Source organism: Embleya sp. NPDC020886, assembly GCF_044333915.1.
Classification (GTDB): Bacteria; Actinomycetota; Actinomycetes; order Streptomycetales; family Streptomycetaceae; genus Embleya.
Window position 1 is genome coordinate 527,851 of the sequence record NZ_JBIRRX010000001.1, and the last position, 25,535, is coordinate 553,385.

The window sequence follows — 25,535 nt, forward strand, 5'->3', positions numbered from 1 at the left end:
GCGACTACAAAGGGAGGCATGACCGAGGACCGCGCCACCACCCCCGCCGCCCACCCCGCCCCCACGACGGACCTGCGCACCCGCGCCGACGCCGTGCTGCGGGACCTGGCCGGGGGCGACGCGCGGCTGCGCGAGGACCAGTGGCGCGCGGTCGAGGCGCTGGTCGCCGACCGTCGCCGGGTCCTGGTGGTACAGCGCACCGGCTGGGGCAAGTCCGCGGTCTACTTCGTGGCCACCGCACTGCTGCGCGAGCGCGGGGCGGGGCCCACCGTGATCGTCTCGCCGCTGCTGGCCCTGATGCGCAACCAGGTCGACGCCGCCGCCCGCGCCGGGATCCGGGCCCGCACCATCAACTCGGCCAACGTCGACGACTGGGACGCGGTCCAGGCCGAGGTGGCCGAGGGCTCCGTGGACGTGCTCCTGGTCAGCCCCGAGCGGTTGAACAACCCCGACTTCCGCGACACCGTGCTGCCCAAGCTGGCCGCCACGACCGGCCTGCTCGTGGTGGACGAGGCGCACTGCGTGTCCGACTGGGGGCACGACTTCCGCCCGGACTACCGCCGGCTGCGCACTCTCCTGGAGGAATTGCCCACCGGCGTCCCGGTCCTGGCCACCACCGCGACCGCCAACGCGCGGGTGAGCGCCGACGTGGCCGAGCAGCTCGACCCCGCGGGTGACGCGCTGGTACTGCGCGGCACCCTCGACCGGGAGAGCCTCTCGCTCGGCGTGCTGCGGCTGCCCGACGCGGTCGACCGGCTGGCCTGGCTGGACACCCACCTGCCCGAGCTGCCGGGCTCGGGCATCGTCTACACGCTGACCGTCGCCGCGGCCGAGGAGGTCACCGCGTTCCTGCGCTCGCGCGGGCACGCCGTCGCGTCCTACTCGGGCCGCACCGAGGACGCCGAGCGCCGGGTCGCCGAGGCCGACCTGCTGGCCAACCGGGTCAAGGCGCTCGTGGCCACGTCGGCGCTGGGCATGGGCTTCGACAAGGGCGACCTGGGCTTCGTCGTGCACCTGGGCGCCCCGCAGTCGCCGATCGCCTACTACCAACAGATCGGCCGGGCCGGGCGGGCCGTCGACCGGGCCGACGTGCTGCTGCTGCCCGGGCGCGAGGACGAGGCGATCTGGCGCTACTTCGGCTCGTTGGGCTTCCCCGCCCGCGAACAGGTCGAGCGCACCCTGGCCGCGCTGGCGGGCGCCGGGCGCCCGCTGTCCACCCAGGCCCTGGAGCCGCTCGTGGACCTGCGCCGCAACCGCCTGGAGCTGATGCTCAAGGTGCTCGACGTGGACGGCGCGGTCAAGCGGGTGCGCGGCGGCTGGACCGCGACCGGCCGCCCCTGGGAGTACGACGCCGAGCGCTACGCGCGGGTGGCCGCGGCTCGCGAGCACGAGCAGCAGTCGATGCGCGACTACCAGGCCGACGGCACCTGCCGCATGCAGTTCCTGCGTCGCTGCCTGGACGACCCGGAGGCCGCCCCGTGCGGGCGCTGCGACGCGTGCGCGGGCCCGCGCCACGACGCGCGGGTGGATCCCGCCTCGCGCGAGGCGGCGCGCGCGGCGTTGGGCCGGCCGGGGGTGGAGGTGGAGCCGCGCCGGATGTGGCCCACCGGCATGGCGGTGGCCGGCGTCGAGCTCAAGGGCCGCATCCCCGAGGGCGAACAGGCCGCCGTCGGCCGGGCGCTGGGCCGCTCCTCGGACATCGGATGGGGCAACCGGCTGCGCCCGATCCTGGCCCCCGGCAGGCCCGACGGGCCGATCCCGGACGCCGCGTTCGACGCCGTCGTCCAGGTCCTGGCCAACTGGGGCTGGCCCAACCGCCCCGGCGGCGTGGTGACGATCGCCTCGCACACGCGCGGCGCGCTGATCGACAGCCTCGGCGAGCGGCTGGCCTCGATCGGCCGACTCCCCTGGCTGGGCCGCGTCGAGTACACACCCGGCGCGGGCGGTCCGGCGCCGCGCAGCAACAGCGCACAGCGGCTGCGCTCGATCGCCGACGCCTTCGTGCTGCCCGACCCACTGGTCGAGCGGGTCGCCGCCCTGGACGCGCCGATCCTGCTCGTCGACGACCGCACCGACACCGGGTGGACGCTCACCGTGGTGGCCCGCCTGCTGCGCCGGGCCGGTGCCCGCGAAGTGTTGCCCCTGGTGCTCACGATGGAGGGGTGACCGACGCCGGGTCGCCCCCGCGTCGTCACGCGGACGTACCGAACGCTCACACTTACGTGTTGCCGAGTTTGCAGGCGTCAGGCAAGAATCGACAAGGCGTTCTCTTCACATTCCCGTGCGGGCCCATCCGGCGCCGCTCCGCCGCGAGCCGCCCGTAGTCGGAGCGTGCGCCGCTGTCCGCTTCGGACGGAAGGAGGACCGTGCACATCGCCACCACCGCCTCCACCGCGCCGGCTCGCCACGGCGCGCCCACGGCCAGTCCCTCCCGCTGGCTGGACCCGGAATCCTGGCGCACCCATGGGATTCCGTTGCTGCGCGACCCGCGCGCGCTGATCAAACGCCTGTACGACCTGCACCAACCGGTCGCCCGCACGGCCGTGGTCGGCGTGCTGGATCGTTCCGAACGCCCGGTGGCCAGCGCCTCCTTCGGCTTCGGCGAGGGCCGCACCGACGGCTGGCGATGCCGCAACCTGATCCTGGCGAACCTGCGCCTGATCGTCCCGGACGACCTGCGGCGCACCACCCCGACCCACACCACGGTGCTGGTGATCCACCGGGCGGGCACGCGCGAGTGGGAAGCGGACGACGGCCGCTGGATGTGGGGGCTGCACGACGCGTGCGTGCTGCACGGGCTGCGCTGCGGCGCGGTCGCCGTCGTCTCCCAGGACGGCTGGCAGTTGATCGCCGACGGGCGCTCCGGGCGCACCCCGGCGCTGCGCCCGGGCCGCGGCGGCGGTCCCGGCGGCAGCAGGCCGATCAGGGCAGCGGGCATCGCCCCGGCCCGACCCGCGACTGAACTGCCGCAGGTGCGTTACCTGCCGGAGACGGGGCCCACTCCCCTGGTACGACCTTCCGCGTCCTGACGAACGCTTTGGATCAGGCGGTGAGACCGCGCTCTGCGAGCCAATCGACCAGATCGGTCGTGACCGTCAACGCGTGGTCCTGAACGAGCTCCGGGCTCTGCAACCGCGTACGCAGATGTTGCGCGTGGAACGGCTTGATCCCGGCGATCAACTTGCGCACCCCGAACACGTTGCAGAACGCCCGGTCGTCACCGGCCGAGAAGGCGCGGTCCCATTCCTGGCGTTCGGCCCCGATCAGGGTGATGTAGGCGTACCGGTTGAGATAGCCCGACAACATGTCTATGACGGTGCTGCAGGCCCGGTACTGCTGTATTTTCAGCCGGTCCTCCTGGTCGCTGAGGAACCGGTCAAGGAGCTGTGCGATCGACGGCGATTCCGACATGGCAACGAACCGTAGCCGACCTTCGGGGTTCGCGGGGCAGGGGGCCCGAGTTCGATCGGACCGGATACGAGCGGGCCCCCTGCGTGCTACGACGTGCTATGCGACACCGGTGAGCGCGCGCACCAGCTCGATGTCGCCGCAGACCGTCACCGACGCCCCGGCGGTCAGTGCCGCGGTCAGGATCTGCGCGGCGGAGTCCCGCTCGGCGAATCCGTTGACCACGACCACGACCGCGGCCCGGCGCAACGGGCGCGAGGCGGGCAGCGACGCGTAGAAGACGTCCTTGCCCTCGTCGTACTGACGCCAGTACTGCGCGGCGCCGAACGTCTCCTCGTGCTGCTGCCACGGGTGCGGTCCACCCGTGGTCAGCACCAGGATCGAGCCGGGCTCGGTGCCCGCCTCCAGGAGCGCGTCCACCGCGTCGTCCGCGGCGTCGAAGACGTTCTCCTCGGTCGCCGGGATCAGGGTGACCCGCGGCGCGGCCGACGCGGCCGGAGCGGGCTTGCCGGGCTTGCCCGGCTTCGCCGGGGCGGTACCCCCGGCCGAGGTCGCCTGACGCGGTACTGCGGGCTTGGGCGGGCCCGGCTTCGGGCCCGGTCGGGGTCCGGGCTTGGGCACCGCGCCGGACGGGCGCGGTACGGACGGGGTTTCGGGTGCGGACGTCGAGTCCGCGGTGTTTTCGGCAGTCACCGGATTCACAGTCATGTCTGGGGAAGGCTCGGTTCGTTCGTGGCGGTACCGGGATGCCCGGCGGTGAGGAGACGCGGGGAGGGATCGGTGGAGTCCCGTTCCCCGGAGAACACGCGCGGCATGGTGGCAGTCCTATCAAAGCCGCGCGGGGCGTGCCCACCCAGGGTGCCCCTGGGGTGTGGCCCGGGCATACGACGGCGCATCCTACGATGCCCCGTCAGCTCGGCCGGATCAATCGTCCACCACCACCCCGTGCTCGATCACCAAAGCTGCCAGGCCCTCCGCATAGCCCTGACCGACCGAACGCAGGCGCCAGGAGTCGCCGCGCCGATAGACCTCGGCCAGGATCATGACGGTCTCATCGCCTCCGCTCAACCGGAATTCGGCGAGTCGGCGGCAGGTCACAGGGTCGACGATACCGACGGTCACCGGTACCTGGGCGAAGGTGGTGCCACTCGTGGCGTCCAGGGCGAGCGCGACCAGGACCCGACTGCGGCCCGGAGGCAGCGTGGTGACGTCGATCTCGACCGAATCCGAGCCCGGTTCCACGTCGTTGGTGGTGCCGGTCTGCAACTTGCCGGCCAACCGGACGGCGCCGCTGGCGTGTACCGGTTGGTTGAAGAACACCAGGTCGCCGTCGTCACCCACTCGGCGGTCGTCGTCCAGGACCAGGGCCACCGTGTCGCCGTCCGCCTGGCCCGGGGCCCACCACGCCGCCTCGATCCGCACCGTGCCCGCGAACGGGCCCAGGTCCTCGATCGTGACGGCCTGGCCGCGGGTGAGCGCCCGCGGCGGCGCGTCCGCCGGGCGGGGCGGCACGACGACCGGCGGGGCGTCGGCCGGTGGCACCTCGACCGGTGGCACGTCCGTCCGCGGCGCTTCGGCGGGTCGGGGCGGCACGGCCGGCGGTGGCGCGTCCGTCGGGCGGGGCGGCACGACCGCGGCCGACGCCTGGGACCCGCCGGCCGTCGGCGTCCCCGCGGGGACCGCCGGCATCGGCTGCGGCGGCGTCTCCGGGCCCGGTACGGGCGGTGGCGTGGTCGGCTGGGTGTCGTGCGTCGCCGGCACCTCCGGCGGCGGCGGAAGCACGTCCGGGACGGTGGCCTGGAGCACCTCGGCGGCCGAGGAACCCGATGCCACCGGCAGATCGGAGGCGGTCGGCGGCGGCGGGATGCTCGGCAGCGTGACGCCGGTGCCCGGTACCGGCGCCGGCGTGGTGGCGGACGCGGACCCGGACACCGGGGTGGCCGGCGCGGTCTGCGCCTCGGTGACCTCGAACGCCTCGGTCGGCGCGAAGGATTCGGCCGGACCGAAGGATTCGGCCGGAGCGAACGCCTCGGTCGACTCGAACGCCTCGGTCGGCAACACCTCCGAGACGCCGTCCACGGGCGTGTCGTAGGGCCGGTAGGGGCTCGGGGCGAAGGATCCGGCGGCGGCCGGCACCACGGCGCCCGGCCGGGGCAGCAGGAAGCCGCTCGTGGTGCGTGGTGCCCCGGGCACGGCGTGGGCGAGCGAGGCGGCGGCCACCTGGGAGGCCGCGTCGGCCGCGCTGCTGCGCCCGCGTTCCAGGTCGGCGAGCAGCGCCAGGAAGACCGGTTCGATCAGCACCCGGATGCCGCGCTGGCGGGCCCAGTAGGTGCGATCCGCGGATTCGTCCGGGTCGGCCACCACGAGCACGTCCACCCGATCGTGGATCCCGGACGCCACGGACAGGTCCGCGCGGGCCATCCGGCGCTCCAACTCGCCTCGGGTGACCGCGAGATAGCCGTGGAAGAGCACGTGCAGGCCCGATTCCAGCGGACGCCCCCGGGCCAGGATCCGCGGCCCGCCGTGCCCCTGCTCGACCGTGGAGCGGGCCATGCCGACGATCTCGTCCAACGCGGTGCGCGGGATGCCCAGTTGCGCGGCGACCCGGGTCAGGTCGGCCCGCTCCTCGCGGTCGACCGGCCCGGCCGTGACCATGGAAGCGGCCAGCGCGGTCACGTACAGCCGGTCCAGGTCCTTGCGCTGTGTCTCGGAAATGCCCAGGGACACCGCGAGTTCGGCCAGATCGATGGCCTCCTGCGGGGTGATCACCCGGTCCTCCAGGGCCGCGTCGAGCACCGCCAGGTAGCTGTCCGGGCCCTCGCCCACGCCGGTGGGCGGGCCGTACGCCCGCGCCTTCTCCAGGTACGACACCGCGTCCCGGCGGCGCACCTGCTCGGCCTCCTCGCGCGCCCGCCGGGCCGTGTGCGCGTCGTCGCGGGTGAACGTCCGCGACACCTCGGCGTTGCGACGCGGCCAGTTCAGCGAGGCCGCCACCGTCCGGGCCTGTTGCCAGTGCCGGGCCTCGCCCGCGCCCTGGCGCAGGTAGTGCTCCAAAAGCCGTGCGGTGCCCATCGCCTTGGCCGCCGCGCCGTGCCCCCCGTCCACCGGCACCTCGGCCGCCTCGCAGCACGCGAGCAGGGTGAAGCGCGGCGCCTCGGGCAGGTGGTGCGGCGCCTCGCGCATCGTGCACAGCGTGGTCAGCGGCGGCACGGTGGGTCGACCGCGACGCTGGAACTCGCGCTCGACGAAGCCGATGTCGAAGCGCGCGTTGTGCGCGACCACCACCCGTTGCCGGAACAGGTGGGCCAGCCACGGCGCGACCTCGGCGAACGTCGGAGCGTTCACCACGTCGTCGTCGAACAGCCCGTGGGCCTGGAAGTCGCCGGCGGGACCCTGCGGGTCGATCAGGGTCGTGAAGAACTCGGTCACTCGTCCGTCGAGATCACATTGGGCCACCGCGATCTCGATGATGCGATGTCGATGTGGGGACAATCCCGTCGTCTCCACGGCCACCACCGAGTAGCCGGGGCATTCGAGGCGATCACCGATGCGCACAGTCACCCCCCAATGATGATGTGCCCGATGCGGCCTCCTTCAGTCGCATCCCGGCAAGCCCGACCTGCGGCGCGCGTCCACGGTACGCGCTCGCGACCGGTGCGGGGTACGGCGCGACCGATCGGGCGTACCGTACCGTCGGCAATGTCCCGTCGGATATGACGCAGGGTCAAGACGTGCTCTCCGAGGGGTGCGGGGTGCCCACCTTGATGCCCTTGAGCACGGTGTCCAGGGTCGACTTGTCCGGCGCCGACGCGGAGATCTCCAGCTTGACCAGCACGCACGGGTATTCGCCGTCGGCGTTCTTCTCGTCGATCGCCACCACCTGCGCCCAGGCGGTGTCCGAGTCCATGCGCAGATCCTCGGGCTTGCCCTTGACCTTGACCCGCAACACGTGGCCCCGGCGGCCGTCCACCGTGATCGCCTTGTCCAACTCGGTGCTGTCGACCTTGACCTTGCCCTTGGTGCCGGCGATGTCCTTCTTGAGCCCGGCGACCAACTCGTCGAAGGAGTCGGCCTTCTCGGTCTCCAACGACAGGCCGGCGCGGTAGCACTTGCGCTCCGCCTGGAGCACGGTCTCGGCCCCGCCGCCGGTGGAGCGGGTCGAGGACGTGCTCGGGCACGGGCGCTCCACCGCCTGTTCGGCGGGCGAGTCGGGGTCGGGGACGACCCAGCCCTTGAACCTGGGCACGGTCAGACCGGTGGTCGGGTCGGTGAGCGTGCCCTCGGTGGCCACCGACTTCCCGCCGCCGCCGTCCCCGCCCAGGACGACGATCAGGGTGGCGACGATGCCGCCGACCACCGCCAGCGCGAGCACGCCCAGGCCGATCGCCTTGCCGCGACCGGGTCGGGGGGCGCCGCCCGGCGGGCCGACCGGCTGATAGCCGCCGGGATACCCGCCCTGGGGGTAGCCGAGTTGCCCCGCACCCGGCGGCGCGCCCATCGGCGGCGGCGGGATCTCGCCCTGCCCGCGGGCCCGGGTCGACGCGGTCCACTGGGCGCCGTCCCACCAGCGCTCGGAACCGGGCGCGGAGGGGTCTTCGTACCAGCCGGGAGGAATCGAGGCAGTCACCCGCGTGACGCTACAACCGGCCGCGGGCGGCGCACGAGCGCCCCCGGGCAAACGTGACCGTTCGGAAACCGACGTCGATCAGCCCAGGTCGAAGCCGAGTTGCCCGTCGGTGACCGGCTCGACGCGGGGTCGCTTGAGGTGGCGCCAAGCGGGCAGGTCGTCCCAGTACGCCCAGGACATGCGATGGTGCGGCGTGGGCCCGTACTCGGCCAGCGCCGCGCGATGCACCGGGGCCGGGTAGCCGGCGTTCCCGGCGAAGCCGTACGCCGGGAACGCCACGCCGATCTCGGCCATCAGCGCGTCGCGGTGCACCTTGGCCAACACCGAGGCCGCCGCCACGCCGATGCAGGACTGGTCGCCCTTGATCACGCAGCGCACGGTCCACGGTGTGCCGAGGAAGTCGTGCTTGCCGTCCAGCACGATCGCGTCGGGGCGCACCGGCAGTGCGCCCAGCGCGCGTTCGGCGGACAGGCGCAGTGCGGCGGTCATCCCGAGGGTGTCGATCTCTTCGGGCGAGGCCGACCCGAACGCGTAGGCGCGCACCCACGGGGCGACCGCGGCGGCGACCTCCTCGCGGCGGGCCGCGGTGAGCAGCTTGGAGTCGGTGAGCCCGGTGGGCGGCACCGACAGGTCGGTGATCGCCGCCGCCACCAGCACGGGGCCGGCCCAGGCGCCGCGTCCGACCTCGTCGACTCCGGCGACCACCCGGGCGCCGCCGGCGATCAGTTCGCGCTCGACGTCGTAGCTGGGCGGGGCGATCCGAGCGGCGGGCCTGCGCGGCGCGACGACCTTCTCGGCGGCGACCTTGCGGCCGGCGACCTTCTTCGCGACCGCCTTCTTCGCGACGGCCCTCCCGGCGACGGCCTTCTTCGCCGCGCTCGCGCCACCGGAATCCGGCACGGCGACCGTCCGGCCCGCCGCGGCCCTGCGGACGGTGGTCGGCGCTGCGGCGGCTCGCTCGGGCTCGATCCCGGGACCGCCCGCCTGCTCGGTGTTCGGCTGCTTCACCCCACCACCGTAGGTCACCGATCAGCGGTGTCCGACCACCGTCTCCCGTCCCCCGTCGGCGATCGACACCGGCGGCCTGGGCTCGAAGTGGGTGGACACGCCCGCCTCGGTCAACCGCTCGCGCAGCGCCCGGGCGCCGGGCGCGCCGGCCAACGCGGCGTCGGCCCAGGCGATCAGGTCCGGTTCGACGCCGAGATGGTCGGTGACCGTCCCACCGCCGGCCCAGGTCGGCCGCAACCGGCCGCGTCCGGACTCCACCCACGCCCCACCCAGCAGGGCGGCCAACGCCCCGGTGGTGTCCGGGCCGTGCCGGGCGACCAGTTCCGCGCCCCGACCCTCGACCAGCAGCGCCAGCACCCCGCCCAGGGTCACCGGATACTCCACGCCCGCCCGCCGCGCGGAGATCCCCAGCGCCGCGGCCCGGCGGGCCCGGGTGAAGCCGACCAGGTGCTCCAGGAACGCCTCCTCGGGCAGCTTCACCAGGCCGTCCAGCCCCGTGAACCCGCGCCGGTCCAGGTGTCCGTCGTCGTCGGTGGCCAGCAGGTACGGATGCACGTGGGCAAGCAGCCGGGGCGGTTCGACCAGCAGCGAACCGCCGGCCAGGTCGGCGCCACCGGGGCTGTCCCGCCCGTCCAGGGGCCGGTCCAGGAGCCGCTCGACCCGGGCCGCGATCGCCTGCTCCGGCCCGGCCTCGTCGTCGCCCCACGCGGCCCGCGATTCCCGGAAGGCCAGGAAGCCGGCGATCGGATCGCTCGGCACGCAGCCCGCCTCGATGCCCGGGGTCAGCACGTCGTCCCGGAACCGGGCCCAGTCCGCCCGCACCCGCGCCAGCTCGCCCAGCGCGTCCGCCACCGCGTCGGTGCCGTAGGCACGAGCCGCGGCCCGGTCGGCGGCGCGCTCCTCGAAGTCGACCACGGGGGCGGTCACCCGCCGGTAGAACGCCGCGTAGCCCGCCGCCGCCCGACCCGCGCCGCCGTGGTCGGCCAGCGCCTCGGCCAGCCCGACCACCGCGTCCACGCCATGACAGCTGATCCGGTCCGCGAGCGGCGGTCGACGGCGGCGGCCGTGGCCGAGCGCGTGCGCGATCGCCACCCGCAACCGCCGACCGGTCAGCACGTGCGGCAGCGCGGCGCCCAGCACCAGATGGTGGTGCAGCCAGGTCCCGGGGCGGCGGACCACCCGCAACTCGCAGCCGACCCCGCCGGTGAGCACGATCCCGTCGGGCACCGGCACCCGCAGATCGGCGGCCACGTCCCGGACCAGTTCCCACAACACCGGCTGCGCCCGGGCGTCCACGGCGAGCCCGGCGGGCAGCCGGCGCGGTCCGGTCAGTTCGAGCAACAACGCGACCAGCGCGACCACGCCCATTGCCCACAACACGGCGGCGCCCGAGGTGAAGAATCGTCCCTGGTCGACGATCGCGCCGGTCACGAACGCCACGAACAGGAGCGGCAGCGCGAGCACGACGTACAACACGCCCAGGAGCAGCACTCCGGCAAGTGCTCGCAGCCCCGTCCCAGCGCCCATGGATCCCCCTCGCACAGTGACTCACCCGTTCGAGGTCGACCCTAGGGCCTGTCTCTCGGCCACTGCGGGATCCCGCGCGATCCGGGCCGCCGGCCCGTCGCCGGAAGGGCCGCCGAGCAGGCCCGGTCAGGGCAGCAGCGGCTCCAGCAGTCGATGCGGTCGGCGCATCGCCAGGGTGACCGCGTCCTGGCGCTGCAGCATGTTCGCGCCGGGCCCCGGGGCCACCTCGGTCTCGGCGGGGCCGACGACCCTCGCGCAGACCGCGCACAGTCCGGTCGGGTCCACCGTCCCGCCGCAGCCGTGGTGTCGGTAGAGCCGGCAGGCCACCCCGTTCTGCACGTGCTTCTCGCCCCACCGGGCCATGCTGCGGATGATCGGCCACAGATCGACGCCGCGTTCGGTGAGCACGTACTCCTCCCGAGGCGGCGACTCCTGGTAGCGACGCTTTTCGAGCACGTCCGCCTCGACCAGGGTCTGTAGCCGGCCCGACAACACGGCGCGCGGAATGTCCAGGTGGGCGAGGAAGTCGCTGTAGCGCCGGACGCCGTAGAACGCGTCCCGCACGATCAGCAGCGTCCAGCGCTCGCCGACGAGTTCGAGGGTGCGGGCGAGCGCACAGTCCTGCTGCCCGTAGTCCTTGCCCAAAGCCATACGAGCACTTTAGCCCCGGGTCGGTTCATTCACCGAACCTTCAGGTGTTAGGTTCTCCGGGCAGCATCGGTTCATTCACCGAACCGACTCGCCAGGACTCGAGAACCGGGGAGCACAGCCATGTCCGTCACCACGTCCCTCGCCCCACGCACCGCCCCCGAGCCGGTCGATTCCGGCACCGGAACCGGCACCGGTCCCCCGGGCGCGACCGTCCCCGTGGTGGCCCTGGGCACACTGTTGCTCCTGGCGACCTACACGATGCCGATCGCGATCGTCCCGGACACCGTGCGCGAATTGCACGCGGGTCCCGGCGGCCCGGCCTGGGTCCTCAGCGCCATCGGCCTGGGCCTGTCCGCGGCCCTGTTGATCACCGGCAGCCTCGCCGACGACTTCGGCCGCCGCCGGGTCTTCACCGCGGGCGCGCTGGGCCTGGCGGTGTCCTCGGCGCTGACCGCACTGGCCCCCTCGCTGCCGCTCTACGTGGTCGGCCGGGCGCTCCAGGGCGTCGCCGGAGCCGCGATCATGTCCGCCGGGCTGGGCCTGCTCGCGCACAACCACCAGGGCCCCGCCCGCGGCCGGGCGATGGCCGCGTACGGCTCCTCGATCGGCGCGGGCATGGTCGTGGGCCCCCTGCTCGGCGCCGGACTGGCGCTCGCGCACCGCTCCGCGCCGTACTGGTTCTCCGCCGGCGCCGCGCTCGCGGTGGCCGCGATAGCCCGCCGGATGCCCGAGTCGCGCGCCGAGCACCCGCGCCGGCCGGACGTGTGGGGCACGCTGACCCTGGGCCCCGGGTTGATCGCGCTGACCGCCGCGCTGATCGAGGGCCGGCAGGGGTGGCAGCGGCCCGTGGTCGACGCGCTGATGGTCGTCGCGGTGCTCCTGCTCGCCGGCTACGCCGCGACCGCGCTGCGCGGCCGGGCGCCGATGCTCGACCCGCGCATGTTCGCCCGCCCCGCGTTCGCCGCCGCCACCTTCGGCGCGCTGATCGTGGGCGTCGCGGTGATCGCCGTCGCGGCCTATCTGGGCACCGTCTTCCAGGGCACGCTGGGGCTGAGCGCGCTGGGCGCCGCCCTCCTGCTCGGACTGTGGTCGGCCGCGGCGGCGATCACCTCCTTCGTGATCGGCCGGGTGCACGTGCTGCCCGACGCCCGGCACCGCTTCGCCGCGGGCCTGCTCGTCGCCGCCGTCGGCTTCGTGGGGCTGTACGGGCTCACCCCCGCCGACTCGTGGACCCGCGCCGTGCCCGGCCTGCTCGTCGGCGGCTTCGGCGTGGGCCTGGTCAACACCGCGCTCGCCCGGCTCGCGGTGGAGAGCGTGCCGGTCGACCGGGCGAGCATGGGCTCCGGCGCCAACAGCACCGCGCGCTACATGGGCGCCTCGATCGGCGCGGCACTGGTGGTCGCGCTGGTCGACGCAGGTGGCATCGACCTGGCGATCCTGGTCGCCGCCGGCCTCGCCGTACTCGGCGCACTCGTCACGCTCGGCCTTCGTCAAAGCGAATAAACCCACAAAACCATTCATGTCGGACACCCGCCGGCGACGCCGAGCCCCACGTCTGGAAAACTCGGGTCATGTGACGAGCGATGTGCAAATCCCAGCGACGGACCGACCCGCAGCGCCGGCGGGCCGCCGTCGTTTTCGGGCACTCGCGAACGCGATAGTCGAGCGGCCGTACCTGATCACCGTCGGCCTGATCGGCCTGATCATCGTCACCGGCGTGAACGGCCCCGACTGGCCGGCCCAGTACTTCCGCACCTGGCTGATCCGCGACCACGGCACCTACCTGTGGAACAACCAGTGGTACGGCGGACACCTGCTGCCGGGCTACAGCATCCTCGCGCCGGTCATCGCCTCCAAGATCGGCACCGCCACGCTGACCGCGATCTCGTGCGTGACCTCCGCGTGGGCCTGGGACAAGCTCCGGGTCGGCGGGAACGAGTTCGCCCGGCGGGTGGGCAGCTGTTGGTTCGCGGTGATGTGCAGCGTCGACTACCTGATCGGCCGCACCCCGTTCGCCCTCGGTGTCGCCGCGGGCATGCTGGCGATACTGGCCGCCCGCCGCCGGCACCCGCTGTGGGCCGGCTTCGCCGCCCTGCTGTGCGGGCTCTCCAGCCCGCTCTCCGGTGCGTTCCTGATGCTGGTCGCGCTCGCCTGGGTGCCCAGGGAGCGGGTCTGGCCGACCCGACTGTGCTTCGCCCCGGCCGCACTCGGCCTGGTCGCCGCGCTCGCCTTCCCCAACGAGGGCATGTTCCCGTTCCCGTGGTGGCGGTTCCTGCCGATCCTGGCCTTCGCCGCCGTCGGCCTGCTGATACTGCCCAAGGAACAGCAGAGCGCCCGGCGCTTCCTGTGGCTGTACGCGGCCACCGCGGTGATCTTCTTCTTCGTGCCGACCTCGCTCGGCGGCAACCTGGCCCGGCTCGGCGAACTCACCGCCGGTCCGCTGATGGCGGTCGTACTGCTCTCGATCGGCCGACGCCGACTCGTGGTGCTGCTGGCCCTGCCGTTGCTGGTCTGGCAGTTCCAGTCCGCCGCACTGGCCATCACCCACGACATCAAGGACTCGCCGGGCGAGAAGCCGCAGTACTACGCGGGCATGCTCGACTTCCTGGCGAAGAACAACACCCACCCGCTGGGCCGGGTGGAGATCCCGTTCACGCGCGGCCACTGGGAATCGGTGTTCGTCGCCGAGAAGATGCCGCTGGCCCGCGGCTGGGAGCGGCAACTCGACCGCAACTACAACGCGGTGCTCTACCAGAAGGACCTGACCGTCGCCGAGTACCGGGACTGGATCGACGACACGGGGGTGCGCTTCGTCGCCCTGCCGGACATCCCGATCGACAAGTCGGCGATGCCCGAGGCGGACCTGATCCGCAAGGGCATTCCGTGGCTCAAGCCGGTCTACGCGGACAAGGACGGGCACTGGCAGATCTGGGAAGTGGAGAATCCCACCCCGATCGTGGCCGGGCCGGGCGAGCTGGTCGAGCTGACGCCCAGCAAGTTCTCCTTCTACGCGCAGGCAGCGGGCACCTTCGTGGTCAAGATCCACCCGACCTTCTGGGTGACCCCCGACCGGCCCGAGATCGTGATCAAGGCGAACGAGGACGAGTGGAGCGAGATCACCGTCGACCGGCCGGGACTCGTCACGGTGTCCGCGCGCGACGCGAAGCTGTTCAAGGGCGACAAGTAGGGCGACCCCCGGCGGCGGCGCCCCGTTCCCGCGGGCCGGTCCACCCGGACCGGCCCGCGCCGATCACGGCTTCGGCGCCGCCGCCGGGTCCAGCCCGCCCACCCACTTGGGCGCCGGCGGCCGCCATGCCTTCGCCTGGGCCAGCAGGTCCGCGCCGTCCCCGGCCACCAGCAGGGTCGAGCGCAGCCCCGGCTTGAGGAAGCCGTTCGCGGTCATCGTGTCCAGCGCGTCCAGGAGCGGCTGCCAGAAGCCGTCCACCTCCAGGACCGCGACCGGCTTGGTGTGGATCGCCAGGTGCTGCCAGGTCCACACCTCGAACAGTTCCTCCAGGGTGCCTGCGCCGCCCGGAAGCGCGACGAAGGCGTCCGCCTGGTCGGCCATCGCCGCCTTGCGCTCGTGCATCGTCTCGGTGACCAGCAGTTCGGTCAGGCCCAGGTGCGCGATCTCGCGGTCCACCAGCGAGCGCGGCATCACCCCGATCACCTCGCCGCCCCCGGCCAGACACGCGTCGGCCACGGCGCCCATCAGGCCCACGTGCCCGCCGCCGTAGACGATCCCGACGCCGGCCTCCGCGAGGGTGCGGCCCAGCTCGGTCGCCGCCTCCCGGAACCGGGGCGAGACACCCGACGCCGATCCCGCGAACACCGCTACCCGCATGTCAGGCTCCCTGCCTTGCCGACCACCGAAGTGGTTCGTGTCGAACCGGTCCGGTACGAAGTCTGCCAACCCACCCCCGGAACCCGGCGCGGACCCCGGGCCGGCGGCCGGCGCGGTGCGGCCGACGGCGGGGCATCGCACCGCCGCCACATCGAGTCGATGAATCGCCTATCCCGCAATATGGCGGCGGTACAGTCCCGGCATACGAGGGCAAATTCGGCCAACGTCGACGGTGGTCACCCAACCCGACGTTGACGGGAAGACCCCCCGCCACGGCAGAATGCCCGCGTGCCCGCCACCGAGCGCCCTGCCTCGGACATCCCGTTCGAGCGGCTGTTTCCCGATCTCGACGACCATGGCCGCGAACGCCTGGTCGCCGCCGCTCAAGCGCTCGATCTGCGCCGCTCTCTCGACGATCCCGCGCGCTGGTTCTGGAACGAGCCCGACCCGCTGAGTCCCGAGCCCGAGCCCGAGCCGTCCCCGCACATCCTGGGCACCGCGCTGCTGCTCTACGAGGCCGACGGCGACTGGCTGGAACTGGGGCTGGACGTCTGGCAGCTCGACGGACCGTTCGTCAGCGTCACCGCCACCGTCGAGGTGGCGTGCTGGTGCGACACCGATCACAACATGCACGCGGTCCAGCGCGCCGAATGGCCGGCGTCCACCGCACAGGCGTTCCTGGAGGCGTTCCACACCGCCGCGCTCTCGGTGATCCGCCGGATCGAGGGTCCGCGCGACCCGCGCGACCTGCGCGCCCGTGCGGGGCTGCCCAACCCGCCCGAGCCACCCCCTGAGGATGACCCGACCGAGCCCCCATCCGGCCCCGTGGTCTGAACCGCCGTTTCATCCGAACGAAGGATTTTTTCGCGCCGCACCGGTGATTCCACGGTGGACATTGCGCCATGGCACGCCATACATCGGACAATCCGGTGTCGCATCACTGTGCCCACCTGCACCACGTCGGCCCCGATCTGAAAAACTAGGCCGTCATGACACATGTTCTGGACGGCCGCATACCCCTCGGGGAGCCCAAGTCGGATGCGGGCGGCACCGCCCGCCGCACCTGGCGACGGCACCTGCGCGGGGTCCTGGTCGCCGTCGCGGAGCATCCGTACCTGATCACCCTCGCCTTGGTCGGCCTGCTGACCGTGCTGGGCATCAACGGCGCCGACTGGCCCGCGCAGATCTTCCGTGCCTGGCTGGTGCGCGACCACGGCGCGGTGTTGTGGAACAACCAGTGGTACGGCGGCCACCTGCTGCCCGGCTACAGCGTGATCACCCCGGTCCTGGCCGGCGGGATCGGCACCCGCCTGCTCACCGCGATCTCCTGTGTCGCCGCCGCGTGGGCGTTCTCCCGCCTGCGCCTGGGTCGCGGCAACCTGGCCCGCCGGGTCGGCAGTTGCTGGTTCGCGGTGATAGTCAGCATCGAATACCTGATCGGCCGCACCCCCTTCGTGCTCGGCGTGGCGGCCGGGCTGATGGCGATCCTGGCGGCCCGCTCCGGGCATCGCGCGTGGGCCGCGGTCGCGGCCGGGTTCTGCGGCCTGGCCAGCCCGCTGGCCGCCGCGTTCCTGCTGATGATCGCGCTCGCCTGGGTGCCCGCCGAGCGGGTCTGGGCGACCCGGTTCAGCCTCGCCCCGGCCGTGATCGGCCTGGTCATGTCGCTGGCCTTCCCCGGCGGCGGCGACTTCTCCTTCCCGCTGTGGCGGTTCGCCGCGATCCTGGGCTTCGCGGGCGTGGGCCTGGCCCTGGTCCCGCGCACCGAGGTCAGCGCGCGCCGCTTCCTGTGGTTGTACGCGCTCTCCTCCACCGTGTTGTTCGTGATCCCCAGCGCGGTGGGCGGCAACGTGGCCCGGCTCGGCGAGTTGTGTGCCGGCCCGCTGATGGCCGTGGTGCTGCTCTCGCTGGGCCGCCGGCGGCTGGTGGTGCTGCTCGCCATCCCGCTGCTGGCCTGGCAGTTCTCCTCGGCCGGCAAGGCGGTCGCGTTCAACAACCAGGACAGCACCGGCAAGAACTCGGCCTACTACACCGGCATGCTCGACTTCCTGGAGCGGGCCAACCTGCCGGTGGGTCGGATCGAGATCCCGTTCACCCGCGGCCACTGGGAGACGGTCTACGTCGCCGAGCACATGCCGCTCGCCCGCGGCTGGGAGCGCCAGCTCGACCGCGCGCACAACGCGGTGCTCTACGGCCCCACCTTGGACGAGGGGCAGTACCACGCCTGGGTGCGCGAGACCGGGGTGCGCTTCATCGCGCTGCCCGACGTGCCGCTGGACCCCTCCGCCAAGCGCGAGGCGGAGATCCTGCGCGCCGGCGCCGACTGGCTGGTGCCGGTGTGGTCCGACCCGCACTGGGTGATCTGGGAGGTGGCCGACCCGGTTCCGCTGCTGGACGGCCCCGGCCAGCTCGTGGACATCACCCCCAGCGGCTTCACCCTGCTCGCCCAGCAGGCCGGCACGTTCACCGTGCGCATCCACCGCACGAGCTGGTTCGTCGCGGACAAACCCAACACGAGCATCGGCGAGACCGAGGACGGTTGGACCGAGATCACCGTCACCGAGCCCGGCGAGGTCACCATCACAGCCAAGGCATCGGCGGTCCTGCCCTGACCGGTGCGGGTAGGGTGATTCGGGTTCATGCCCTGGTGGAAAGGTAAAGCAAACCGATGGCCGAGCACCACGACCACTCCAGCCACGATCACCACGATCACGAAGAAGGCCGGATCTTTGTGATGGGCCGCCCGGTGGACGAGTACCCCGCCATGGCGCCCGAGGCCGCCCGCGGCAAGGTCCTGCGCGTCACCGTGGTCGGCGAGGACGTCCTGCACCGGCCGTGCGCCGAGATCACCGAGTTCGGCACCCAGGAGCTGAACACGCTGATCGACGACATGTTCCTGACCATGTACGTCGCCGACGGCGTGGGCCTGGCCGCGAACCAGGTCGACGTCGGCATTCGGCTGTTCGTGTACGACTGCGTGGACGAGGACGGCCACCGTCACGTCGGCCACCTGATCAACCCGGTCCTGGACGAACTGCCCGCGACCGAGCGACACCTGGAGGAGGCGGGCGAGGGCTGCCTGTCCGTCCCCGGCCCACACGAGGACCTGGCCCGTCCCGACCGCGCGATCGCGCGCGGGGTGGACAAGGACGGCAACCCGCTGGTGATCGAGGGCGAGGGCTACTTCGCCCGCTGCCTCCAGCACGAGACCGACCACCTCAACGGCTACCTCTACATCGACCGCCTCTCCAAGCGCGAGCGCAAGAACGTGCTCAAGGAGATGGAGTCGATGCGCGACGAGGTCTTCGCCAAGCGCGACGCGAAGGCCAAGCAACTCGCGGGCTGACCCGCGAAGGCACCGACGCCGAAAGGGGCGGGGAACGGATACCGTTCCCCGCCCCTTTCGGGCGTTCCGGCCGCCGACCCGAAGGTCAGCTGCAACCGCTGGTCGAGCCGCAGCCCTCGCACACGTAGCAACTGCCGGCCGGGCGCATCTTGATCCCGCAGGAGAAGCACAGCGGGGCGTCCGCGCTGCGGCCCTGGCGGGCCTCCAGCAGCTCGGTCGAGGAGTGCACGGCGGCCGGGACCGGCTTGAGGTCCGGGGCCTTGGGCGCGGCGTCCACCGGCGCGGACTGCGCGAGCGTGCGCATGTCCTCGACGGCGGCCGGCTCGTCCGGCTCGTAGGAGCCGGTCTCCAGGTGCCGGGTGCGCTCCGCGGCGGAGTGGATGCCCAACGCCGAGCGGGTCTCGAACGGCAGGTGGTCCAGCGCCAGGCGACGGAAGATGTAGTCGACGATCGACTGCGCCATCCGCACGTCCGGGTCGTCGGTCAGACCGGCCGGCTCGAAGCGCATGTTGGTGAACTTGGAGACGTAGGTCTCCAGCGGCACGCCGTACTGCAGGCCGACCGAGACCGCGATCGAGAAGGCGTCCATCATGCCCGCGAGGGTCGAGCCCTGCTTGGACATCTTCAGGAAGACCTCGCCGAGGCCGTCGTCCGGGTAGGAGTTGGCGGTCATGTAGCCCTCGGCGCCACCCACCGAGAACGACGTGGTGATGCCGGGCCGACCCTTGGGCAGGCGCTTGCGCACCGGGCGGTACTCGACGACCTTCTCCACCACGGGCGCCACGACCGACTTGCCGTCGTCCGCCTTGCCCTTGTTCTCGCCCTTGCCGGCCGAGAGCGGCTGGCCGACCTTGCAGTTGTCCCGGTAGATCGCCAGTGCCTTGATGCCGAGCTTCCAACCCTGGAAGTAGATCTCCTCGATCTCCTCGACGGTGGCGTCCTCGGACATGTTGACCGTCTTGGAGATCGCGCCGGAGATCCACGGCTGGATCGCCGCCATCATCCGCACGTGGCCCATCGGCGAGATGGTGCGCTCACCCATCGCGCAGTCGAACACCTCGTAGTGCTCGAGCTTGAGACCGGGCGCGTTCACCACGTGCCCGTGCTCGGCGATGTGCTCGATGATCGCCTCGACCTGCTCGGGCTGGTAGCCCAGCCGACGCAGCGCCCGGCCGACCGTGCCGTTGACGATCTGCATCGAGCCGCCGCCGACGAGCTTCTTGAACTTCACCAGCGCCAGGTCGGGCTCGACACCGGTGGTGTCGCAGTCCATCATCAGGCCGATCGTGCCGGTCGGGGCCAGCACCGACGCCTGCGCGTTGCGGAAGCCGTTCTTGTCGCCGAGCTTGACGACGTCCTTCCACGCCTTGGTCGCCAGGTCCCACACGGGGGTGTCCAGGTCGTCCATGCGCTTGCCGGCGTCGTTGGCCTCGGCGTGCAGGCGCATCACCCGCTTGTGCGGCTCGGCGTTGCGGGCGTAGCCGTCGTAGGCGCCGACGATGGCGGCCAGTTCGGCGGAGCGCTTGTACGCGGTGCCGGTCATCAGCGAGGAGATCGCGCCGGCCAGGGCCCGGCCGCCGTCGCTGTCGTAGGCGTGGCCGGTCGCCATCAGCAGCGCGCCCAGGTTGGCGTAGCCGATGCCGAGCTGACGGAACGCGCGGGTGGTCTCGCCGATCTTCTCGGTCGGGAAGTCGGCGAAGCAGATCGAGATGTCCATCGCGGTGATGACCAGCTCGACGACCTTGGCGAAGTTGACCGCGTCGAAGGTGTCGTCCTCGCGCAGGAACTTCATCAGGTTCAGCGACGCGAGGTTGCAGGACGAGTTGTCCAGGTGCATGTACTCCGAGCACGGGTTGGACGCGGTGATCCGGCCCGACTCCGGGCACGTGTGCCACTTGTTGATCTCGTCGTCGTACTGGATGCCGGGGTCGGCGCACGCCCACGCGGCCTCGGCCATCTTGCGGAACAGGCCCTTGGCGTCGACCGTTTCCAGCACGTCGCCGGTGAGTCGGGCGCGCAGCCCGAAGTCGCGACCCTGCTCGACCGCGTTCATGAACTCGTCCGAGACCCGGACCGAGTTGTTCGCGTTCTGGTACTGCACCGACGCGATGTCGGCGCCGCCGAGGTCCATGTCGAAGCCCGCGTCGCGCAGCGCGCGGATCTTCTCCTCCTCCTTGACCTTGGTGTCGATGAAGTCCTCGATGTCGGGGTGATCGACGTCGAGAACCACCATCTTGGCCGCGCGGCGGGTGGCGCCGCCCGACTTGATGGTCCCGGCCGAGGCGTCCGCGCCGCGCATGAAGGAGACCGGACCCGAGGCGTTGCCGCCGGAGTGGAGCAGTTCCTTGCTGGAGCGGATCCGGGACAGATTCAGACCGGCGCCGGAGCCGCCCTTGAAGATCAGCCCCTCTTCCTTGTACCAGTCCAGGATCGAGTCCATCGAGTCGTCGACCGACAGGATGAAGCACGCGCTGACCTGCTGCTTCTGCGCGGTACCCACGTTGAACCAGACCGGCGAGTTGAAGCTGAAGATCTGGTGCAGGAGGGCGTACGCCAGCTCGTGCTCGAAGATCTCCGCGTCGGCGGGGCCGGCGAAGTAGCCGTTCTCCTCACCGGACTTGCGGTAGGTCTTGACGACCCGGTCGATCAGCTCCTTCAGGCTCGACTCGCGCTGCGGCGTGCCCACCGCACCGCGGAAGTACTTGCTCGTGACGATGTTGACCGCGTTCACCGACCAGGAGTCCGGGAACTCGACGCCGCGCTGCTCGAAGTTGATCGAGCCGTCACGCCAGTTGGTCATGACGACGTCACGACGCTCCCAGACCACCTCGTCGTACGGGTGGACTCCGGGGGTCGTGTACACGCGCTCGATCCGCAGGCCCTTGCCGGGTCGTGACCGACCGGAACCGCGTGCCGATCCGCTCGTCGTCTCTGTCATGCCGTCTCCTCTTTTGAACAACGCCGTAGGCAGGCCGGAGCATCCCGGGGGATGTCCCGCCGACCGGTCGGGTGGTCCGTCGTTCGTGTGCTACCGAATTGATTTCTGGTGATCCGCGGTCAGTCCGAGGCGGGACTGTCCGCCGCGTCCACGGGCTCCGCCGACTCCGCGCGGCCGGCGCGCAACAGGGCGACCTCGGCCTCGAAGTCCTCCAGGGACTCGAAGGCCCGGTACACGGACGCGAACCGCAGATAGGCGACCTCGTCGAGCTCCCGCAGCGGGCCCAATATCGTCAGGCCCACGTCGTGGGTGGTCAACTCGGCACACCCGGTGGCCCGCACCGCCTCCTCGACCCGTTGACCGAGCAGGGCCAGCGCGTCGCCGGTGACCGGGCGACCCTGGCAGGCCTTGCGCACGCCGGCGATGACCTTGTCCCGGCTGAAGGGTTCGGTGACGCCGCTGCGCTTGATCACCGTGAGCGAGGCGGTCTCGATCGTGGTGAATCGCCGTCCGCAGTCCGGACACGAGCGCCGGCGCCTGATCGCGGCGCCGTCGTCGGTGGTCCGGCTGTCCACGACGCGGCTGTCCGCTCGTCGACAGAAGGGGCAGTGCATGCGGTTCCTCTCCCCCTCGATGAGACGCAGGTCGTACGTGTTGCCCGTGCGTGCCGCGCGCGGTATGGCGAAGCGTGCCGGTCGTTGCCGCGCCCTCGCCCCGCGGGCCGCCCCGAAGGGGCCCGTCCGGTGCGCTCCGGGAATATGGTATATACGGCAACCACAACTTGTGGGTTCTTTCAACGCCCTCGACCACAAGATGTAGTGGCTACGGTAGACCGCGACCCCGAGCGCTGCAAGCCGACTCGCAGACACTCGGAGAGCCTTCGGTGACCTCTCGTCATCCCCGCAGGTCACCGCCCGCCGGTGGCGGAAAATTGACTCGCCCGGCCGCGTGTCGCGGCTCACCGACCCCGGATGCGACATTTCGGGCGCCGGAAACGATGGCTTTTCCCCGCCGAATTCGAATGTATGTACGATTACTACAGCGGGAACCGAATGATCGCCACTGGATTGGCCTAAATTCACTCGAACGTGTGTTTGGCGCAACCTTTCGAACCCGACTACCGTTCTCCACGTGCGAGCAATCCGTCGAAAGGGCCAGCCGTGACCGGAGAAGCCACCGGAGCCATCCACCCCGGAATCCGCACCGAAACCCTCCCCGCGAAACACCCGCACAGCAACACCGTGCCGCCCCCGGCACCCGCCCCGGGCACCGAGAACGCGCAGGTCCAGGGGGGTGTGACGCGACGTCCGGCGGGGGGGCTGACGCCGCGCCAGACACGCGTCCTCGAAGTGATCCGCACCTCCGTGGAGAGCCGCGGATATCCGCCGAGCATGCGGGAGATCGGCGAGGCGGTCGGCCTCTCCAGCACATCTTCCGTCGCGCATCAACTGATGGCCCTCGAACGCAAGGGCTATTTGCGCCGTGATCCGCACCGCCCGCGCGCCTACGAGGTGCGCTCGCCGGACGGCGGCCGACCGCTCGCGCCGGCCGGTCCGCACGCCGAACGCGGCTCGCAGGCCGCGTCCTACGTGCCGGTGGTCGGCCGGATCGCGGCCGGTGGCCCGATCCTGGCCGAGCAGTCCATCGAGGACGTGTTCCCGCTGCCGCGCCAGCTCGTCGGCGACGGTGACGTGTTCCTGCTCAAGGTGAGCGGCGACTCGATGATCGAGGCCGCGATCATGGACGGGGACTACGTCGCGGTGCGCCGCCAGCCGGTCGCCGAGAACGGCGACATCGTCGCGGCGATGATCGAGGGCGAGGCCACCGTCAAGCGCCTGCGCCACCGTGACGGGCACCGCTGGCTGATGCCGCACAACCCCGCCTACGAGCCCATCCCGGGAGACGAGGCGACCATCCTGGGTCGCGTGGTGGCCGTCATGCGACGGGTCTGAGATGAGCGGGGACGGCGACATACCGGCCACGGGCGGTGCTACGGCGAGATCCCGCCGCGGCACCGCCCGTGTCACGTGCGCGGCACGCCGACGCCCGGGGCGGCGGTAGTGGTTCAGCTCGGCTCGCCCCGGCCGTCCCGGTCGATCGCGGCCAGCGAACGGCGCACCTGATTGCGGTCCTCGGTGTACCACAGCGGCGGCATCGAGGCCCGGAAGAATCCGCCGTAGCGGGCGGTGGCCAGGCGCGGATCGAGCACCGCCACCACCCCCCGGTCGTCCATCGCCCGGATCAGCCGCCCGGCGCCCTGCGCCATCAACAGCGCGGCGTGCGTGGCGGAGACCGCCATGAAGCCGTTGCCGCCGTTCTCCTGCACCGACTGCGCCCGCGCGCTCATCAGCGGGTCGTCGGGGCGCGGGAACGGGATCCGGTCCATGATCACCAACTGACAGGCCGGCCCCGGCACGTCCACGCCCTGCCACAACGACAGGGTGCCGAACAGGCAGGTACGCGGCTCGGCCGCGAAGCGACGCAACAACTCCGCCAGCGAGTCGTCGCCCTGGCACAGGATCGGCAGCTCCAGCCGCTCGCGCAGCGCCTCGGTGGCCGCCTCCGCGCCGCGCCGCGAGGAGAACAGGCCCAGCGCCCGCCCGCCGGCCGCCTCGATCAGCTCGGCCAGCTCGTCCAGGGTGTCCGCGCTCATCCCGTCCCGGCCGGGCGGCGGCAGGTGTCGGGCCACGTAGAGAATGCCCTGGCGCGGATAGTCGAACGGCGAGCCCACGTCCAACGCGCGCCACTGCGCGAGCGCCGCGTCGGTGTCCGGATCCGCCTCGTCGTCGGGCTCCTCGCCCGCGTCGCCCGCGTCCACGGTCACCGCCACCTCGGTGGGCACCGGTGCGGGCTCGTCGGTGAGCAGGCCCTCGGCGGTCAGCCCCAGGCTGCCGGCGACCCCGCGGAAGTCGCCGCCGAGCTTGAGCGTGGCCGAGGTGAGCACCACCGTGCGGTCGCCGAACAGCGCCTCGCGCAGCAGCCCGGCCATCGCGATCGGGGCCACCCGCAGCGACGCGCCGGTGCGCTCGCTGCGCTCCAGCCAGATCACGTCGTGCGGCGAGCCCTTGAGGATGCGCTCGCACGTGTCGTGGATGTTCTCGACGCCGGCCAGCGCCTGGCGGCGGGCCGCGTCCTCGTTGCTGAGCGACTTGTCCCGGACCTCGCCGAGCGAGGTGATCACCCCGCGGCTCGCGTCGCGCAGCGCGGACACCGTCCAGCCCAGGTCCGGATCCAGCTCGCGCAGCCGACCGGACTCGCGCCCCTCCATGGTCTTCTTGAACGCCTCCGACGCGGCGTCCAGATTGTCCACCGCGCTCTCGTTGGCCAGCTTGCCCGCGCGGCGCGCGGCGCGGTCCACCGCGCTCAGGCTCAGCTCGGCGGTGGCCACCCCGGTGGCCCGGCTCGCGAACTCGTGCGCCTCGTCCACGATCAGCAATTCGTGCTCGGGCAACACCGGCGCGTCCTCCAACGCGTCGATCGCGAGCAGCGCGTGGTTGGTGATCACGATGTCGGCCTGCTTGGCCTGCTCGCGCGCGGCCTCGGCGAAGCAGTCGTCGCCGTACGGGCAGCGCGAGGCGCCCAGGCACTCGCGCGAGGACACCGACACCTGGGCCCAGGCCCGGTCGTTGACGCCCGGGCTCAGGTCGTCCCGGTCGCCGGTCTCGGTCTCGTCGGCCCAGTCCCGCAGCCGGACCACGTCCTGCCCCAGCTTGCTCGTGGGCGCCGGGTCGAAGAGCACCTCGCCCTCGTCCGGCGGCCCGTCGTGCAGCCGGTGCAGGCACAGGTAGTTGCCTCGGCCCTTGAGCGTGGCGAACGTCGGCGAGCGGCGCAGCAGCGGGCGCAGCGCCTCGACGGTGCGCGGCAGGTCGCGCTCCACCAGTTGCCGCTGCAGCGCCAGCGTCGCGGTGGCCACCACGACCTTGCGGCGCGCGGCCAGCGCCGGCACCAGATAGGCCAGGGATTTGCCGGTGCCGGTGCCCGCCTGGACCAGGAGGTGTTCGGCGCGGGCGACCGCGCCGGAGACGGCCTCGGCCATGGACACTTGTCCGGGCCGCTCCGCTCCGCCGACGGCGGCAACGGCGGCGTGCAGGAGTTCGGTCAACGCGGGACGGTCGGAGTCGCTCATCGGGCGACAAGCCTAGATGCTCCGTCCGACATCCTTGACCGCGCGGCCCGCTTCGCCCGGCTT

Annotated in this window: 19 protein-coding genes; 8 read left to right on the forward strand and 11 right to left on the reverse strand. The window is 72.2% G+C overall.

Annotation, left to right across the window (positions count from 1 at the left end):
• Positions 1-18: 18 nt before the first annotated feature.
• Both ACH4U8_RS02200 and ACH4U8_RS02205 read left to right on the forward strand, forming a co-directional pair.
• Positions 19-2,166 (forward strand): RecQ family ATP-dependent DNA helicase, encoded by a 2,148-nt coding sequence (locus ACH4U8_RS02200; RefSeq protein WP_395775580.1) that lies wholly within the window; start codon positions 19-21, stop codon positions 2,164-2,166.
• Positions 2,167-2,366: 200 nt separating this feature from the next.
• Entirely contained in the window at positions 2,367-3,029 is a 663-nt protein-coding gene (locus tag ACH4U8_RS02205) for a hypothetical protein (protein WP_395775581.1), read from the forward strand.
• Between the two features lie 13 nt (positions 3,030-3,042).
• Here the strand turns inward: ACH4U8_RS02205 and ACH4U8_RS02210 are convergent, their stop codons facing one another.
• The 7 genes from ACH4U8_RS02210 to ACH4U8_RS02240 all read right to left on the reverse strand — a co-directional run bounded on the left by ACH4U8_RS02210 (position 3,043) and on the right by ACH4U8_RS02240 (position 11,221).
• Positions 3,043-3,411, reverse strand: a complete 369-nt coding sequence (locus ACH4U8_RS02210; RefSeq protein ID WP_360312838.1) for a hypothetical protein — start codon at positions 3,409-3,411, stop codon at positions 3,043-3,045.
• Between the two features lie 96 nt (positions 3,412-3,507).
• Positions 3,508-4,101: a hypothetical protein gene (locus tag ACH4U8_RS02215; protein WP_360312836.1), complete on the reverse strand. Its 594-nt coding sequence runs from the start codon at positions 4,099-4,101 to the stop codon at positions 3,508-3,510.
• Positions 4,102-4,332: 231 nt separating this feature from the next.
• Positions 4,333-6,969: a TerD family protein gene (locus ACH4U8_RS02220; RefSeq protein WP_395775582.1), complete on the reverse strand. Its 2,637-nt coding sequence runs from the start codon at positions 6,967-6,969 to the stop codon at positions 4,333-4,335.
• A 163-nt stretch (positions 6,970-7,132) separates the two neighbouring features.
• On the reverse strand, positions 7,133-8,035 hold the full coding sequence (locus ACH4U8_RS02225; protein WP_360312832.1) for a DUF2510 domain-containing protein: 903 nt from the start codon (positions 8,033-8,035) through the stop codon (positions 7,133-7,135).
• Between the two features lie 78 nt (positions 8,036-8,113).
• Positions 8,114-8,794 carry a ribonuclease HII gene (locus ACH4U8_RS02230; RefSeq protein ID WP_360312962.1) on the reverse strand — a complete coding sequence of 227 codons (681 nt, stop codon included), beginning with the start codon at positions 8,792-8,794 and terminating at the stop codon, positions 8,114-8,116.
• Between the two features lie 270 nt (positions 8,795-9,064).
• The gene (locus tag ACH4U8_RS02235; protein ID WP_395775583.1) at positions 9,065-10,570 is read right to left on the reverse strand and encodes a hypothetical protein; all 1,506 of its coding nucleotides are present in this window, start codon (positions 10,568-10,570) and stop codon (positions 9,065-9,067) included.
• Positions 10,571-10,696: 126 nt separating this feature from the next.
• Entirely contained in the window at positions 10,697-11,221 is a 525-nt protein-coding gene (locus ACH4U8_RS02240) for a helix-turn-helix domain-containing protein (protein ID WP_360312828.1), read from the reverse strand.
• Between the two features lie 120 nt (positions 11,222-11,341).
• On the opposite strand from ACH4U8_RS02240, the gene ACH4U8_RS02245 reads away from it, so the two are divergent.
• The gene (locus tag ACH4U8_RS02245) at positions 11,342-12,724 is read left to right on the forward strand and encodes an MFS transporter (protein WP_395775584.1); all 1,383 of its coding nucleotides are present in this window, start codon (positions 11,342-11,344) and stop codon (positions 12,722-12,724) included.
• An 82-nt stretch (positions 12,725-12,806) separates the two neighbouring features.
• Positions 12,807-14,408 (forward strand): hypothetical protein, encoded by a 1,602-nt coding sequence (locus tag ACH4U8_RS02250; protein ID WP_360312824.1) that lies wholly within the window; start codon positions 12,807-12,809, stop codon positions 14,406-14,408.
• Positions 14,409-14,471: 63 nt separating this feature from the next.
• Here the strand turns inward: ACH4U8_RS02250 and ACH4U8_RS02255 are convergent, their stop codons facing one another.
• Positions 14,472-15,065 (reverse strand): TIGR00730 family Rossman fold protein, encoded by a 594-nt coding sequence (locus ACH4U8_RS02255; RefSeq protein WP_360312822.1) that lies wholly within the window; start codon positions 15,063-15,065, stop codon positions 14,472-14,474.
• Between the two features lie 288 nt (positions 15,066-15,353).
• Between ACH4U8_RS02255 and ACH4U8_RS02260 the strand changes: the two genes are divergently transcribed.
• From ACH4U8_RS02260 to def, 3 genes are all read left to right on the forward strand, one after another.
• Positions 15,354-15,899 (forward strand): hypothetical protein, encoded by a 546-nt coding sequence (locus ACH4U8_RS02260; protein ID WP_360312820.1) that lies wholly within the window; start codon positions 15,354-15,356, stop codon positions 15,897-15,899.
• A gap of 155 nt (positions 15,900-16,054) precedes the next feature.
• Positions 16,055-17,674, forward strand: coding sequence for a hypothetical protein (locus tag ACH4U8_RS02265; protein ID WP_395775585.1), 1,620 nt, complete (start codon positions 16,055-16,057; stop codon positions 17,672-17,674).
• A gap of 56 nt (positions 17,675-17,730) precedes the next feature.
• Complete coding sequence (gene def, locus ACH4U8_RS02270) at positions 17,731-18,408, forward strand: peptide deformylase (protein WP_360312816.1); 678 nt, start codon at positions 17,731-17,733, stop codon at positions 18,406-18,408.
• A gap of 85 nt (positions 18,409-18,493) precedes the next feature.
• Here the strand turns inward: def and ACH4U8_RS02275 are convergent, their stop codons facing one another.
• Positions 18,494-21,346 carry a vitamin B12-dependent ribonucleotide reductase gene (locus tag ACH4U8_RS02275; protein WP_360312814.1) on the reverse strand — a complete coding sequence of 951 codons (2,853 nt, stop codon included), beginning with the start codon at positions 21,344-21,346 and terminating at the stop codon, positions 18,494-18,496.
• 119 nt (positions 21,347-21,465) lie between these two features.
• Positions 21,466-21,960, reverse strand: a complete 495-nt coding sequence (gene nrdR / locus ACH4U8_RS02280; protein WP_395775586.1) for a transcriptional regulator NrdR — start codon at positions 21,958-21,960, stop codon at positions 21,466-21,468.
• A gap of 681 nt (positions 21,961-22,641) precedes the next feature.
• On the opposite strand from nrdR, the gene lexA reads away from it, so the two are divergent.
• On the forward strand, positions 22,642-23,298 hold the full coding sequence (gene lexA, locus ACH4U8_RS02285) for a transcriptional repressor LexA (RefSeq protein ID WP_360312960.1): 657 nt from the start codon (positions 22,642-22,644) through the stop codon (positions 23,296-23,298).
• A 113-nt stretch (positions 23,299-23,411) separates the two neighbouring features.
• Here the strand turns inward: lexA and ACH4U8_RS02290 are convergent, their stop codons facing one another.
• On the reverse strand, positions 23,412-25,472 hold the full coding sequence (locus ACH4U8_RS02290) for an ATP-dependent DNA helicase (protein WP_379992099.1): 2,061 nt from the start codon (positions 25,470-25,472) through the stop codon (positions 23,412-23,414).
• Positions 25,473-25,535: the final 63 nt, after the last annotated feature.